The sequence below is a fragment of the Paenibacillus sp. R14(2021) genome (assembly GCF_019431355.1).
GTDB lineage: Bacteria > Bacillota > Bacilli > Paenibacillales > Paenibacillaceae > Paenibacillus_Z.
Genome location: NZ_CP080269.1, coordinates 5,768,058 through 5,781,499, shown reverse-complemented (window position 1 = coordinate 5,781,499; position 13,442 = coordinate 5,768,058). Strand labels below are relative to the sequence as shown.

General features: G+C 42.0%; 16 protein-coding genes. 2 read left to right on the top strand and 14 right to left on the bottom strand.

Annotation, left to right across the window (positions count from 1 at the left end):
- The first annotated feature begins 42 nt into the window (after window positions 1-42).
- Window positions 43-1,410, top strand: a complete 1,368-nt coding sequence (locus KXU80_RS26865; protein ID WP_219836130.1) for an ABC transporter substrate-binding protein — start codon at window positions 43-45, stop codon at window positions 1,408-1,410.
- A gap of 268 nt (window positions 1,411-1,678) precedes the next feature.
- Here KXU80_RS26865 and KXU80_RS26860 read toward each other — a convergent pair whose 3' ends face one another.
- The 7 genes from KXU80_RS26860 to KXU80_RS26830 all read right to left on the bottom strand — a co-directional run bounded on the left by KXU80_RS26860 (window position 1,679) and on the right by KXU80_RS26830 (window position 7,756).
- A complete protein-coding gene (locus tag KXU80_RS26860; RefSeq protein ID WP_219836129.1) occupies window positions 1,679-2,155 on the bottom strand; it encodes a hypothetical protein in 477 nt (158 codons plus the stop codon).
- Between the two features lie 276 nt (window positions 2,156-2,431).
- Window positions 2,432-2,791 carry a DoxX family protein gene (locus tag KXU80_RS26855; protein ID WP_219836128.1) on the bottom strand — a complete coding sequence of 120 codons (360 nt, stop codon included), beginning with the start codon at window positions 2,789-2,791 and terminating at the stop codon, window positions 2,432-2,434.
- A gap of 427 nt (window positions 2,792-3,218) precedes the next feature.
- Window positions 3,219-3,551: an NUDIX hydrolase gene (locus KXU80_RS26850; protein ID WP_258171171.1), complete on the bottom strand. Its 333-nt coding sequence runs from the start codon at window positions 3,549-3,551 to the stop codon at window positions 3,219-3,221.
- A 120-nt stretch (window positions 3,552-3,671) separates the two neighbouring features.
- Window positions 3,672-4,655 (bottom strand): phosphotransferase enzyme family protein, encoded by a 984-nt coding sequence (locus KXU80_RS26845; RefSeq protein WP_219836127.1) that lies wholly within the window; start codon window positions 4,653-4,655, stop codon window positions 3,672-3,674.
- 273 nt (window positions 4,656-4,928) lie between these two features.
- Entirely contained in the window at window positions 4,929-5,132 is a 204-nt protein-coding gene (locus tag KXU80_RS26840; protein WP_219836126.1) for a hypothetical protein, read from the bottom strand.
- 138 nt (window positions 5,133-5,270) lie between these two features.
- Entirely contained in the window at window positions 5,271-5,594 is a 324-nt protein-coding gene (locus KXU80_RS26835; protein ID WP_219836125.1) for a hypothetical protein, read from the bottom strand.
- An 875-nt stretch (window positions 5,595-6,469) separates the two neighbouring features.
- Window positions 6,470-7,756, bottom strand: coding sequence for an IS110 family RNA-guided transposase (locus tag KXU80_RS26830; protein WP_219836124.1), 1,287 nt, complete (start codon window positions 7,754-7,756; stop codon window positions 6,470-6,472).
- Window positions 7,757-8,282: 526 nt separating this feature from the next.
- Here KXU80_RS26830 and KXU80_RS26825 point away from each other — a divergent pair.
- Complete coding sequence (locus KXU80_RS26825; protein WP_219836123.1) at window positions 8,283-8,453, top strand: hypothetical protein; 171 nt, start codon at window positions 8,283-8,285, stop codon at window positions 8,451-8,453.
- On the opposite strand, the gene KXU80_RS26820 is transcribed toward KXU80_RS26825, so the two are convergent.
- From KXU80_RS26820 to KXU80_RS26790, 7 genes are all read right to left on the bottom strand, one after another.
- Window positions 8,414-9,361, bottom strand: a complete 948-nt coding sequence (locus KXU80_RS26820; protein WP_219836122.1) for a glycoside hydrolase family 43 protein — start codon at window positions 9,359-9,361, stop codon at window positions 8,414-8,416. The two genes, KXU80_RS26825 and KXU80_RS26820, sit on opposite strands and share 40 nt — an antisense overlap.
- An 81-nt stretch (window positions 9,362-9,442) precedes the next feature.
- Window positions 9,443-9,913: an NUDIX domain-containing protein gene (locus KXU80_RS26815; protein WP_219836121.1), complete on the bottom strand. Its 471-nt coding sequence runs from the start codon at window positions 9,911-9,913 to the stop codon at window positions 9,443-9,445.
- 171 nt (window positions 9,914-10,084) lie between these two features.
- Window positions 10,085-10,315 carry a DUF6199 family natural product biosynthesis protein gene (locus KXU80_RS26810; protein ID WP_219836120.1) on the bottom strand — a complete coding sequence of 77 codons (231 nt, stop codon included), beginning with the start codon at window positions 10,313-10,315 and terminating at the stop codon, window positions 10,085-10,087.
- 221 nt (window positions 10,316-10,536) lie between these two features.
- On the bottom strand, window positions 10,537-11,004 hold the full coding sequence (locus tag KXU80_RS26805; protein ID WP_219836119.1) for a hypothetical protein: 468 nt from the start codon (window positions 11,002-11,004) through the stop codon (window positions 10,537-10,539).
- 206 nt (window positions 11,005-11,210) lie between these two features.
- Window positions 11,211-11,603 carry a RidA family protein gene (locus tag KXU80_RS26800; RefSeq protein WP_219836118.1) on the bottom strand — a complete coding sequence of 131 codons (393 nt, stop codon included), beginning with the start codon at window positions 11,601-11,603 and terminating at the stop codon, window positions 11,211-11,213.
- Window positions 11,604-12,040: 437 nt separating this feature from the next.
- Window positions 12,041-12,181, bottom strand: a complete 141-nt coding sequence (locus tag KXU80_RS26795) for a hypothetical protein (protein WP_219836117.1) — start codon at window positions 12,179-12,181, stop codon at window positions 12,041-12,043.
- 206 nt (window positions 12,182-12,387) lie between these two features.
- On the bottom strand, window positions 12,388-13,149 hold the full coding sequence (locus KXU80_RS26790) for a hypothetical protein (RefSeq protein WP_219836116.1): 762 nt from the start codon (window positions 13,147-13,149) through the stop codon (window positions 12,388-12,390).
- Window positions 13,150-13,442: the final 293 nt, after the last annotated feature.

Here is a 13,442-nt window from a genome sequence, read left to right as displayed (position 1 = left end):
ACTTCATCGATAGTTCATTATAAGAATTTGGGGGAATTTGGAATGTCTAAGAAGAATTGGTCGCGCAGCGTAGGTGTGCCTTTGACCCTTGCAGCTGTTATGGCTTTGACGGCGTGCGGCGGCAATAGTTCCATTAACGCTTCTAATACTGCCGGTGGCAATGCGAAGAATGCTGGATCCAAGAACGCGTCAGGCAATTCGGCTGAAGCCGTCACGCTTCGGCTGTTCTCCAACCTTCCCGACCGGAAGTCCGGCCAAGGTCTTGCTGAGCAGATGGTCATTGACAACTACATGAAAGAAAACCCGAATGTGAAGATCGAAGTCGAAGCGCTTGCGGAAGAGCCTTTCAAGAATAAGCTCAAAGCGTACATGGCCTCCAACGAGCCGATCGATCTGACGATGGTGCACGGAGGCGCCGAGCTGAATACGCTGGTCCAGGCGGGATATGTGAAAGAGCTGAACCCAGCCGATTACGAGAGCGAGCAGTTCAATTTTCTCCCAGGCGTGTACAAATCGTTCACGTTCAACGATAAAGTGTACGGACTGCCGCGCAACAGTGACTACGAGGTCATCTACTACAACAAGAAGCTGTTCGAAGAGAACGGTGTCAAAGTGCCGACGACGTTCACCGAGTTGCTCGAAGCCGCGAAAGCTTTCCGGGACAAGAAGATTATCCCGATGTCCATTAACGGCAAGGACCTGTGGAGCTTCGGCGGTCTCTATCAGTTTATCGCGCAGCGCTATAGCGGTGACTTCAATCTGTTCCTTGATGCTGTTGACAAGAAAATCAAGCTTGGCGATGACGAGAGCTTCCTGAAAGCCGCGCAGTACATGGCTCAACTTCGTGAAGCAGGCTTGTTCCAGGACGGATTCATGACCGCTGACTACGGGGCATCGCAGAACCTGTTCACCCAAGGCCGAGCAGCGATGTGGTTTATGGGCTCTTGGGAAGCCGGTATGGCAACCAATGAAAGCTTGCCGGCCGAGTTCCGCAGCAACCTAGGCGTCGTTGAATTCCCGGTCGCCGAAGATGGCAAGGCTAAAGTGACGGATCTCCTCGCATGGAATGGCGGCGGCTATGCCCTGGTCAACAGCTCCAAGCATCCGGAGGAATCCAAGAAATTTCTGGATTACCTGTTCCAAGAAAATCAATGGGCCAAGACGGCATGGGAAACCGGTGCAGCCGTTCCTGCTCAGAAGTATGAGCTGACCGGCAAGGAAAGCGAAACCCAAAAGAACCTGACTGATATTCTCTTTAATGCCACGTCGACTCCTGGCGCATTCGGCATCGACTACGGTACGCCGAAGTTCAAGGATGACTCGCAGAATGTATTCGGCAAGTTTTTCAGCGGCGGCATGACGGCAGAAGAACTTATCAGCGAGCTACAAGGTGCAGTGGATAATCAGTAAGCGTAACGGCTGCCGAGGAATCGGCAGCCGTTTTTTCATACCATCAGTCCAAAGCTACCGCTGTTTCTATAAGTAAGTCGGATGTTCCCCGAACTGCAGTTTACGTACTTGGATTGCATGTCGTCGTTTCCCAAGCACCTGGTCCACCGTGTAATCTTTCGGCACAAGTCCTAGACTGCTGCTGCTTTATTGAACTAACGTTCCCAGTTAGCGTAATGAACCATGCCGAATCCGAAGCCCCTATTCGGAAGCATAACCCCAAAGTCAGCTATTCATATGCGCCGTTACTCTTTGGTAATGATTTGTATACTTCATTTTTTTCTATTACCTCGATAATCAAATTCGTCAGTCCTTTAAACTCTTGATGTTGATCTATATCCTCTTTAAACCCACCTATCCAGTTTATTACCTTTTTCTTTCCATCATATTGCACTTCCAAAATGTATCCTGAAGCTGGATCCATTTTATTTCCTTCAACTTCATTTGGATAACTGAAAATATCAATGTCGTTCATATAATCGTATATTTTTCTCTTATCCTCTTTGGTTATTACAAAATCAACTGTAACAACACCATTTTGAACAAGATCCTTTGTATATTTATTATCAAATGTGTTAAGGACATTTTTAGTCATCACACCATACTTAAATGAAAAATTAAAATCTTTTGTATAGTCGACATTAGAACACCCCAGAAGATGAATGAAAGTTAATATTAACAAGAAATATTTAAGAGAAAGTCTCATTGATATCACCTGTCTTTTAATTTGTAAGGAATTGGTGAGACTCCTAAGGTATTCGTCGAAGTGATCACGTATCCTGCCCTTTAGTTCAACAAAAACACAGCCGAACGTGATACGCCGGCTGCTGTCGTGTTGCGAACTATCGTGTCCCGTTAGTTTTATCAAATGAAGATTCAAATTCTTCTCTATTAACTCCAGTGCCTCCACATGAAACTGCATCAAATCGCGGATGGTTGGTTTGATTTCTGCTCAATCACTCATACCTCTATCCCTCCAATTTTATTTTAATTTGGACTTTTTGGGAATTAATGAAATTGACATTGCAAGAAGAGCTAAATCGAATTCATATCCGTTTATAAAACCCTTCTCCCAAGTTACCGTAAAAATAGCTCCAATCATAACAATGGTAATCCCAACTGAAGCAATCCGTGTGAAAACTCCGAGGACTAACAATGCCCCTCCAACCACTTCAATCAATGTTACCGCATAAGTTAAATATATCGGCAACCCAAAATTCATTTGAAAATGATGAATGGTTGCATCCATTCCTTTTATCTTATTAAGACCATGTGCTAAAAAAATAATTCCTAATATCGTTCGAATCAGAAATGTTGAAAAATCAGTATTCAATACCTTCATTTCGATCCCCCCTGTATTGTACAACCTATGCGGGAGTGGATTCGGACATGATGATTCGCTTTTTGAAACTAATCTCTACAGTTAACTGAACAAAGGCAACCGATCATCTGGACGGTTACCTTCGTGTTTTGTTGAACTATCGTTTCCGTTAGTTAAATCGCATATTGCATGCCTATTTTCTCCGTTTTACAACCCTATAGAATACGAATCCCAAAAACACTATTAATATCAAGGTTAAAACCTGAATTACCGCCGTACTTAGTTGAAAATCCACTTGTATTCCACCCTTGTTTTCATTTACTTCCTATACGTAAAGTTAATGGGTTTGTTGCGCAATCCTGCCCGTTAGCTTAATGAAAAGTGGAGCAGCTGCGTCGGCAAACTGCTCCAAGATGCGTTGTTTATCGTTCCCCGTAGCGTAAAAACCTTACGCTAGTGAACTTATCACTTTTGAAACCTGTATATCTTCTTTCATTTGTTGAAGGTCTATCCAGCTAAGCCTCTTCATGATCTGTTTATCGGTTGAAAGTTCTGGATCATAACCTAATAAAGCATCTTGGCTACCATTTACATTAACCAAGAAACAATAGACAGGCCCGTATTCATATTCATCCTCAAATAATAACCGTTGGACTTTACCATATAAATTTACTTCTTCTTTAACTTCACGAATCACTGCCTCTTCAAGAGTTTCCCCTTCTTCTACACCACCACCCGGTAATGTCCAAAAACCACAATCTTGATGGTCATGATATACCATAAGTATTTGATCATCCCTAACTATTGCTGCACATACCCTGGGTCTATAAATCAATCGAATATACCCCTCTCTCGTTCCCCGTTACTTCAACAAACTGTCGATACCTTCGATAGCCTGGTGTTACAATTGAATGTCGCATCCATCAAAAGGCAGGCCTTTTTGAATGCGTTCAACAGCGTTTGCGATAGCACTTTTCTGAAATTCTGATAGATGTCCTTCATCTCCGTCCCAGCTGCTTAGCCACCAGAAGAAAGAACTAATATTTCTGTAATCCATGAATAGAGGAATCTGTTGGATCCAGTATGTTTCCAAGCTATTTTGCTTTAAGTAGCCTGTAAGAAACTCATTCAAAAACCGTGTTGCAAATTCACGTTTTGATTTCCGATCATGCTTTGGTGAACCCCACCAAACCGCATGGGCCGCTGCTACCCCAATGTCCAGCGCAAACCAGCCGTATATCGCGTCATCAAAATCAAAAACTGTAATCTTTCCCTGATCGATAAGGAAATTATAAGGATGGAAATCATAGTGGATCAACCCATACGATTTCTCATCTTTAGGGAAGGAAGAAATCAGGCTTTCTAGTGACTGTAATTTATCAAGGAGAATCCGGTAGCTCCCTTCCCTTAAGTGAGGGTTATCAAGTATGGCAGGCCCCCACTCAGCTCTTTTTAAACTTAGGTCCCCAGGGTTATAAGATTTCGTGAGGCTATGTATCTTCCCCATCAATTCACCCCATTGATGAAACAAAGAAGGGCCCCACATTCCCGGCTCTCTATCAAAAAAAATCCCTGACGCCATTTGAAAAGCTGTCGCTATAACCCATTTTTCATTCTCATTATAAACGGCGGTTAATTCTCCATCCGTTGTTGTGATAGGCAACGAAGCCTGTATTCCGTTTTCGGCCAAATAGCGCACCCAGTGGACTTCCGCATTTATTCTGTTCACATAATCAAATGACTTTTCTGATAGTCGTAAAATGTATTGTGAATCGTTCTTTGAAAATCGGTACACTTCATTTGTTGAATTACTGATAAAAGCCAAGGTTTCAACATCAAATCCAAAGGATTTAGCTGCTTTAGACAATATTCCAGAAGATACCATGTTAATCCTCCTCGCTCAAACGTTTCCCGGTCAGGTCACAAACAACTTTACATGAAATACCAAAAAAGTTGTAGACTTATCTTTTTCCCTTAGTTAGACTAATAATTGAGTTAGAATTTATTTTTCCTTTGATAAAACTTAAGGCTGCCGATTCGGCAGCCTCTATTTTTTTTATTAAGATATCATCGCGCTATACTGCCCGTTAACGAAAAATGGAGCAGCTGCCGCCGGCAAACTGCTCCAAAATGCGTTCAACTAACGTTCCCAGTTAGCTTAAGCCTCTTTACGCTGCAATCTTAAAACAGCTTGTGCTTTACAGCGAGGACAAGTCATATACGTTTCAAATTCCACTGTATTTAAAGGTGAATCAATGTCTACTACCTCAATCAATACGTGATCTTTGCAATCAGGACATTTGATGGATATGGTCGGATCCGTTGCTAATAACTTTGCAGCATCTATCCACTCCTCCTTCATCTGAAACCTCCTGCATTTATATTCTCTGAACTATCGTTCCCAGTTAGTTTAATCCCAAAGAGGCTTAGGCGGACTGAACAGCATGAATAAGGGTTATTTAGAGGGACGGCTTCTTGAAAGCGACCAAAATTCTGTTTTCTAATCTACGTTTACTAATAATTCAAATCTTCTTGCATTTATCTTTATAATGTCCCCTGATTGCATTTCAATTTCATATGTGCTCATTTCTTGATCTGCACTTAGAAGTTGGTTTGCTCCGTTTATGTAAAATGAATCTCCCCAAGGTGCATTATGAGGCACTTCAAACAAAGTACATTCAGTAAATTTCAAGATACTTTGTTGAAAAGGTTTACGTGGACCGTCTATAAAAATATTTAGAATAAGATTTAGAGTAAATGAATTCCAATCGTATTTTATTTCTTTGAGTTCTGAATCATGAAAATATATGGAATTGAAATCCATAGAAATGCACTCCTTCAAATGATATTGATGTAATTCTCAACTTTCCGATTCTCTCTTGTGCTGTCTTACGAACTCGCAAAAATCCATGCTGTAAGTATTCGCGAAATGATTGATCTATCCTGCCCGTTACTTCAATGGAAACGCAGCTGATCGTTTGACCGGCTGCCGCATATCGTGATTGAACTATCGTCTCCCGTTAGTTGAACTTGAATGTCAGTAAGTTAATTATTTAACAAGTTTATCTATAATGAAATGCGAAGCCAATAACGCTAAAAAAAAGTCTGTTACTGGTGTCGAGGTGTGTAGTACATATGCGGCTACAAGAAAGAGGATAACTGCCAACACCAACATGTTAACTAGATATAATTTTTTCTTTTCAGTCATTCATTATCTTCCCTTCAATAAAAAAATAGGTCCAATAGTTGTCTGAAATTTAGACGTAAAAAAGTTCCATTTGTTGCGTTAACCTCCCTCTATGGAGAATCGCCTTTCTCTTAAATGCTCTCGTTTTCTTAGATTTTGACCAAGTACACTTCCTCACAGATAACATTTAGATGGAACGAAGTTGTAGATGAAGAAATTTATGGGGCTGGCAAAGGCGAATAAAGTCTCCACCTAGACCACTCTCTGTAAAAAGTGGTTACTTCGGTAAAGTATGGTTGCACCTTTGGATCTCCACATAAGCTCATGGCGGTCAACCCTCCCACATCTCGCAGAGTCTACGCTCCCACATTCCTTCATTCAACCTGTCCATGAGGTGGAGGTCAGATATGCTGCCCGACAGGATCTTCGTCCGTATGTTAGTGCCGTTCCGACTCATCCGTGCTTCTTGTTATCTGCTTCTTTCATTACTAAGTCAAAAGAAAAACGTTCAATTAAGCTGCTTGCGGTAATTCTACGAATCGAGGGATATCCTGGATCATTTTCTCTTCACTGAACTCATGTCCCTTCTTCAATATACCGAACAGGATCCGTATGAGTTTGTTACACAACGCGATGAGAGATTGCATCTTTTTGAGCGGATTTATCGACCGTTTGGTGTAGTACTCGTGCAAGGCACGGAAGGCGGCGTTTTTAGCGACCAACGGCATCATTACTCTAAAGAGTAAGGCGCGAAGGCGTTTTCGGCCTCTCTTTGTAATCTTGGTCTGTCCTGTATGTGTACCAGATGAGTTCGTTTTCAAATTCAATCCAGCTAGCTTACTAATCTGTTTGGGATGACGGTACTGGCTAATGTCACCTACCTCCGCAAGGAATCCTGCGATGGTGTCTCTTCCAATCCCTTTAATGGCCAGCAATTGCTGCACATGAGGAATCTGTATGAGTAATTCATTCAATCTTGCTCCCAACTCTTCGAGCTTGTTATGAAGCCATTCGTACTGGGTAAGCAAGAGCTTAAGCTCCATTTTCGCTAACTCCGAGCCCGTTCTTATGCCTATTGAACGACACGCTGCTTCCTTCAAATTCTTGATCCGACCTAGGCCAAGTCCTCGCTTTGCCACCTCTCTCAGGTGCTGCAGCAAGGTTTTATCCGGTACGTTTACAAGCTCATGTGGCAGTAAATAGAGGCTCAGCATTTGGATGGCAGACTTGCATTCCCAATCCTTAAATACCGTTAGAAACTCTGGAAAGTACCGATCTAGCCAGTTATGGACACGCGCTTGGACCACACAAAGGTCAGTCGTTAGGTGATCGCGAATCTTCATCGCTTCCCTCAATTCTGCATAAATGCCCTGAGGAAGGCTTGGAACGGCGTATCTCCCGTCTTTGACCAGCTGTGCAATGACTTTCGCATCCTTAATGTCATTTTTAGTTGGAGAGTTGTCGTCTAACTCTTTGCTCTTTTTCACGTGCAGCGGATTCACAACACCGTACTTAACTTGCTTTCCTCTAAGGAAATGAGCAAGGTTCAGCCAGTAGTGACCGGTTGGTTCCATGCCTACCATGACGTCTTGGAAACCTTGTTCTGCAATGATCTTCTTGAACCAGCTCACAAACAACTCGAATCCTGCCTGGGTATTTTCAAACGTAATTGGCTTCCCGAACTCGACTCCGCGGTTGTCTTGTGCGCGAGCCACATGTTTGAATTTTGCGATGTCTACACCGACAATTAAGGTAGAAGATGTGATTTGATTAATTCGTTCATTTTGATTAAAATTCATGTTGTATTCTCCTTGGTTTGTTTTTGGGATCCGTTCAGCCGGCCAGCGTCGTGGACCCATTAACATCATACCAAGGAGTCTTTTTATTTCTCAAACCTCGTATTTCTTCATAATAGGAATGCTGCCCGTTAGCTGAACGACGGCAGCCGATATTCAGGCCGGCTGCCGTCGTGTCATGATTGAACTATCGTTCCCGATAGCTTAATGCCTTCACTCATTTTCATAATTATCAATTTGCATTCCCTGTTAGGGCTTTAATCTCGGTTTGTAATTCACTTTACTTTGAACGGAATAACTCCGAAAAAGTCGCATACCAATCAGATCGTTTAGATTTAATCAGTCCCAATGCTGCTGCACCACAGAGCATGAAAGTTAATTCGTTCTTTCATAGTGAACGGCTTATATATTCTTTATCAGGTGATCCAGACGAGCTAGCACCTCGCACAATCCACCGTGCACATTTATTGGATTTTAGCAGCCATGAATTCAAAATGCCTCCCTCGCAGTAGAAAGCGAGGGAGGCATTTTGGGGCCTACCACGGAGCGCCACGCGGGGGAGCGAATCGACGGTCAGCGCCATGCCGATTCCATGGCTTTCGACTGCCCGTTCGCCCAACACCTCGTCGTGCGCGGATACCGCCCGGTCATGATTCAGAATCACGAAGGCGCTTTCTGCTCCTTCAGCGTCGGACCGTGAACGACGATGGAGCCGTCTTCCCGGAACGCCATTCGGTCCATGCAGACTTGTCGGTCTCCACCGCCTACTACAGGGTCGGAATGCGTGTGATACACAATGAATAGCTCCGTGCGATCGGGAGAGTCCGTTACGCTGTGATGCCCTGGCCCGGATATTTCTTCACAATCGGAGAATAGAATCGGATTATGTTCGTACTTCCGGTACGGCCCCAGCGGATATTCGCTGACCGCGTAACCAACCGAATAATCCCGGTGGGCGAAGCAGTTCGCCGAATACATTAAGTAATACAGACCATTATTCCGAACGACGAATGGCCCTTCATTCCAAAGCCAATCTGGTCCGGACTTGAATTCCCATTCCTGGTCAGGCTGCAACAGAAGCTTTCCTTCCTGTTTCGGAGTCAACATATCGTCATCCAGCTCGAATCCGTAGATATGACTCTCATGCCGCCCATTCACGATATTCTCGGAGCAGTCTCTTGAATAGTACAGGTAATAAGTGCCGTTATCACCCAGCATGACATGCGCGTCGATTGCGGCATAGCCGAAGTCAAACAGAGGTCGGTCGAATACGTCAACGAAAGGACCGGTCGGGCTCTCCGCAATGGCAACTCCAATTCGCAAGCTGTCCTTCTCGCTCCACCGCGCCGTGTAATACATATAGAACTGGCCTTCGCGCTCCACGACCTCGGGAGCCCAGAACTGCTTGTAGCCCCAAGCCTTGTCATTGCGCTCCTTCTCGTATACGAACCCTTCGTCCGTCCATTCGATCAGGTCTTCGGATGACCAGACCTTGTAACCGTTCTGCGCCGATGTGGGATAACAATAGTATTTGCCGTCCGTCGTTCTCAATATAAAGGGATCTCCGATATTTCGAATGTTCAAGGGATTCTTATAAACAGCTGACAATGAATCCGCCTCCAATCTGACCGGCTGCCTTAGTGTTTTGATTGAGCTATCGTTCCCCGTTAGGAGTTCAATGAACTTCAATTAGTTAATATCGCCAACGTAGCAGAGTCTTGGTTTATTTCCGCTAGCAATTTCAATTAATTGGGGCACTAACTGCTTTGGATAAAACCGTAAGCCTCCTAACTCATCAATATTAATCCAAGCTGCTCCAATTTGGTCCGGATCTGGATTCGGGGGAGTTAGAGAAATATCGTCGCCGGGCTGCATACTGCATAAAAAAATAGGACTGACGATATGAAGGTTTTTATTAGTTTCGGCGTTTTCATGATTGGACCCAATAAATTCTCGAAGAAATAAAAGCTCGTCAACGTTTATGGTTATACCGACCTCTTCGAATACTTCTCGGCAAACAGCTTGCTCTATTGTTTCACCAAACTCTTGCTTGCCACCTGGGAGGATGTAAGTCACATCACCGTCATCATCCTGTTTCTTAATAATTAGGATCTTATTGTTTTTTAAAATAACTGCTTGTACACCGACGGTAACCTTCATCGTTCTCTTCCTTTTCCATCCTCAACACGATAGTAATTCGTAACAGATACAGAATTTCCCTCCTTAGCTCTTAAGCAAATCTGCCCGTTACTTCAATGGAAACGGAAGCTGATCGTTAGACCGGCTGCCGCATATCGTAATTGAACTATCGTTCCTAATTAGCTTAAGCTTTCAATTGAAATATGGTTGGATTAACAATACAAGACCAATGAATGCTAATATTGCAGTTCCGATTCGAGAAAATAAAAAATAAGCAGGTGAAGGTTCTCGTGTTGCCTTCCACCCTTGAGTTATATTCCAAAATGTTCTTGGCTTAATAGTGGCGAACAATGCAGCTCCTGTCCAAAGCACAAGAAATATTGTAATTAATACAGAAATTACTTTGACTTCAGGTGGCACCATCTAATCTCCTCCTTGAATCACACAATACTCCTAATAATTCCAAATTTCAATCCTTTGAATGACCACACTAAACTGCCTGTTAGCGCAACGACGGCAGCCGTTATTCAGGCCGGCTGCCGTCGTGTCATGATTGAGCTATCGTTTCCCGTTAGTGTAATGAACCTTGCCGAATGGCTCGAAGCGTGAATATGGTGTTATCAGAAGTCCGAAACTCCTTTGCGCTATCCGCATCTTATATCCAACATTGCACTATGATCAGGATCATACACCTGTATTCTAAAGCTATTGTTGCCATTGCTCGCTTCTTTAAAGTCCTTAATTACTATTTGAACGATTCCATTTCCTTTCGCTGCTTTAACCGATCGATTCTTATAAAACTCAGTAACTTCCTTCTCAGAAAGTGATGTTTCTAACACTTTAAATGCAAGAAAATCACAATGATCTCCATTTGAAGCTTCTTCTCCAAATTTATAAGCAGAGTTTAGTCCAACGCTTGAAGATAGTTTCACTACTCTTGTATTTGAAGGAATAGGTATCGAATTCAATGACTTTTCAAAATGATTTAAATAGTAGTTATTAATATATAAACTGATTGAAAATGGGTTTAGAAAAATCAGAACTGCAATGAAGATGAAAAACACAAGTATTCGTTTTTGTCCTTTTTTAACTTTTCTCTCTTCATCACTCATATAATCAGTCCCTTAAACGTTTTTCGGATTTCTGTTAATGTCTTTATCAGTGAGCTTCGCAAACATCTCAATACACTAACATTCGTTAATTGGTTATAATATCCTGCCCGTTAGTTGAGCGAAGGCAGCCGATCTTTTCCAATCGGCTGCCTTCGTGTCTTTATTTGAAGTATCGTGCCCGTTAGCACAATAAAAAACTCACAAAGTTATTCACCGCTTACAATAGCTTCTGCTTCTATCTCCACTAAAAGTCTTGAGTCAATAAGTGCTTTAACTTCAACCATTGTGGCAACAGGTTGGATATCTTTGAAAAACTCTCCATGGGCTTTCCCAATCTCTTCCCACTTTGATATATCAGTTACAAACATTCTTGTTCTAACAACATCTGCTAAATTCGCTCCAACTTTATGAAGTGCTTCTTCTATGGTTTTTATAATGCTTTTCGTTTGTTCGTAGGCACTCTCTACTCCAATAACTTCACCATCTTTCATAGCAGTTGTACCTACTACTTCAACACGATTCCCTACACGAATGGCTCTACAATATCCAACAACTGGCTCCCAAAGCGAACCAGTAAAAACTCTTGTTCTTTCGTTCATTTCAAAATCTCCTCTCTCCATAATGTATAAACTAATATTTCCATTTACATGTGTAAATTTATTACGCAATTCTGACCGTTACTTTAATGAAAAGGGCAACTTTTTCCAGATGAATGGCTTCCCCATCAAGCGTTAAGGGACGCTAAAGCTGACCTTGTGCAATAATTCACACCTTAAAAATCTAAAAAGCTGTCTTGACATCTTGTAGCACCATAATTCGAAGTAGTGCTGCGTTTCTGTTATTGCGATGTATATTGTCTGGTCCAACTTTGATCAACCTGTATATGTTAAGCATGACTCAATTGTATATGTACAAATTGACCTTAGATTGTCAGCGAATACATATTCTATAAACTAAGAGGGTCTGATAGCCTCCATCATAACCTGTTAAGATTATGAAGAAGGATATCAGACCCTCAGGGATATTACATTGTCATTTATTTGTTAGCGGAATCATCAACCTGCTTGTTGGTTGGAATAGGATCTTTTCCGGATTTTCTATATTTGTCTATCAGTAAGTTATAGCAAGCGGCCTTAGCCTTGCGATCACTATTATTTACGATGATTTTTATATTCACGTGGCATCCCCCTAGCTGCGATTGAATTCGTTTGTGATTCTTTTTAGGAATGAGGCCTAAATAAATGAAAACAACAAAAAGGAAGCCCCATTTTCAGATTGAAAACGGAGGCTTCCTTTTTGTTGTGTTATACTTTTAAAAATGAAAATTTAGTAATGCACATCCATTCTCACCAATAGCTAAAGGTGAATTTAATAATCTCATGACTATGTCGACCGATAAAGCCTGTCCCATTTATCCGCCCAACACAAATCCTCGTTTAATAATTCCTGCATCCGAGATTCGTCCGCATTCCCTACGAAAATTAAGAACTCTTTATTAGGAAAGATCGTAGGGTAAAACAAGTAGTTCCAGGAAATCTCAGTGTTTCGTAGAATGTCAGAAAAAATTCTAAAGGTCGTCAGATCGGCATTTGCAAGGTCAATTATTACCAAACCGTTTCTTCTTTCAAAGCGAAGATACAGTTTCTTGCCTTGGCTCTTTAACACGATTCCTTTTAAGAATCGACTGCCATCTGCTAGAGCAATATGAATCTGTTTGTTTAATTCTTCCACATCGATACAGTCGCGCTCAATTAATCTAAACAAAGTATCTTCCCATTCCAGACTTGCATCTTCATCAGTAATTAATGAGTATGAAGATCGAGTGAAAATCCCAAAATGAGCAATAAATTCACGGCCAATTTCACGGGTACTTTCCTTCATTACTGATGTTCGAAGCAAATCGGATGCTGTTGATTTTCCCCAGCCTGTAATCTCTCTAAGATTACTAATCCCTAGGTCCATGGATTCAGCTAGTATTCTTCTTCGATTTCCAAGATGATTTTGATCAATAAGCAGTTTTACCCACTTATTTCTATCCTTTTTAATTGAACGTATCCTTTCCTTTGAAGGGATACGCATTTTTTTAGACATTTCAGACTTTATTGATATTGCTGTGCGATCGTTCAAGTCCTGGTTTTGATTCATAATCGTTCACCAGGTCAAGAATAGCATGACTACACAACCCGATTCAGTAAAAGTCCAGAAATGGTCCACTTCACATTATTTTTCTCACGATTTTTCCCCGATAACGTCCTAAAACTTACAAAACGCTTGAAAACCTGGACCATTTGTGGACCGGAAGTAAGTTCTGACTTGAATAAGAAATAATGATAAAAAAGCTCTTGAACCTCATACCGATCCCTCCTGTAGATGATTAATTTGGTCAAGTTATCAGAGAGTGCCTCCGTTATCAACTTTTCAAGGAGCGGAGCAGTTGA

What these genes read in the sequence shown, in the direction of transcription:
- KXU80_RS26830 (WP_219836124.1), bottom strand. Translation starts at nt 7,756, where the DNA reads ATGAATTTTAATCAAAATGAACGAATTAATCAAATCACATCTTCTACC.
- KXU80_RS26840 (WP_219836126.1), bottom strand. Translation starts at nt 5,132, where the DNA reads ATGAAGGAGGAGTGGATAGATGCTGCAAAGTTATTAGCAACGGATCCG.
- KXU80_RS26805 (WP_219836119.1), bottom strand. Translation starts at nt 11,004, where the DNA reads ATGAGTGATGAAGAGAGAAAAGTTAAAAAAGGACAAAAACGAATACTT.
- KXU80_RS26850 (WP_258171171.1), bottom strand. Translation starts at nt 3,551, where the DNA reads ATGGTATATCATGACCATCAAGATTGTGGTTTTTGGACATTACCGGGT.
- KXU80_RS26845 (WP_219836127.1), bottom strand. Translation starts at nt 4,655, where the DNA reads ATGGTATCTTCTGGAATATTGTCTAAAGCAGCTAAATCCTTTGGATTT.
- KXU80_RS26835 (WP_219836125.1), bottom strand. Translation starts at nt 5,594, where the DNA reads ATGGATTTCAATTCCATATATTTTCATGATTCAGAACTCAAAGAAATA.
- KXU80_RS26810 (WP_219836120.1), bottom strand. Translation starts at nt 10,315, where the DNA reads ATGGTGCCACCTGAAGTCAAAGTAATTTCTGTATTAATTACAATATTT.
- KXU80_RS26800 (WP_219836118.1), bottom strand. Translation starts at nt 11,603, where the DNA reads ATGAACGAAAGAACAAGAGTTTTTACTGGTTCGCTTTGGGAGCCAGTT.
- KXU80_RS26855 (WP_219836128.1), bottom strand. Translation starts at nt 2,791, where the DNA reads ATGAAGGTATTGAATACTGATTTTTCAACATTTCTGATTCGAACGATA.
- KXU80_RS26815 (WP_219836121.1), bottom strand. Translation starts at nt 9,913, where the DNA reads ATGAAGGTTACCGTCGGTGTACAAGCAGTTATTTTAAAAAACAATAAG.
- KXU80_RS26865 (WP_219836130.1), top strand. Translation starts at nt 43, where the DNA reads ATGTCTAAGAAGAATTGGTCGCGCAGCGTAGGTGTGCCTTTGACCCTT.
- KXU80_RS26790 (WP_219836116.1), bottom strand. Translation starts at nt 13,149, where the DNA reads ATGAATCAAAACCAGGACTTGAACGATCGCACAGCAATATCAATAAAG.
- KXU80_RS26860 (WP_219836129.1), bottom strand. Translation starts at nt 2,155, where the DNA reads ATGAGACTTTCTCTTAAATATTTCTTGTTAATATTAACTTTCATTCAT.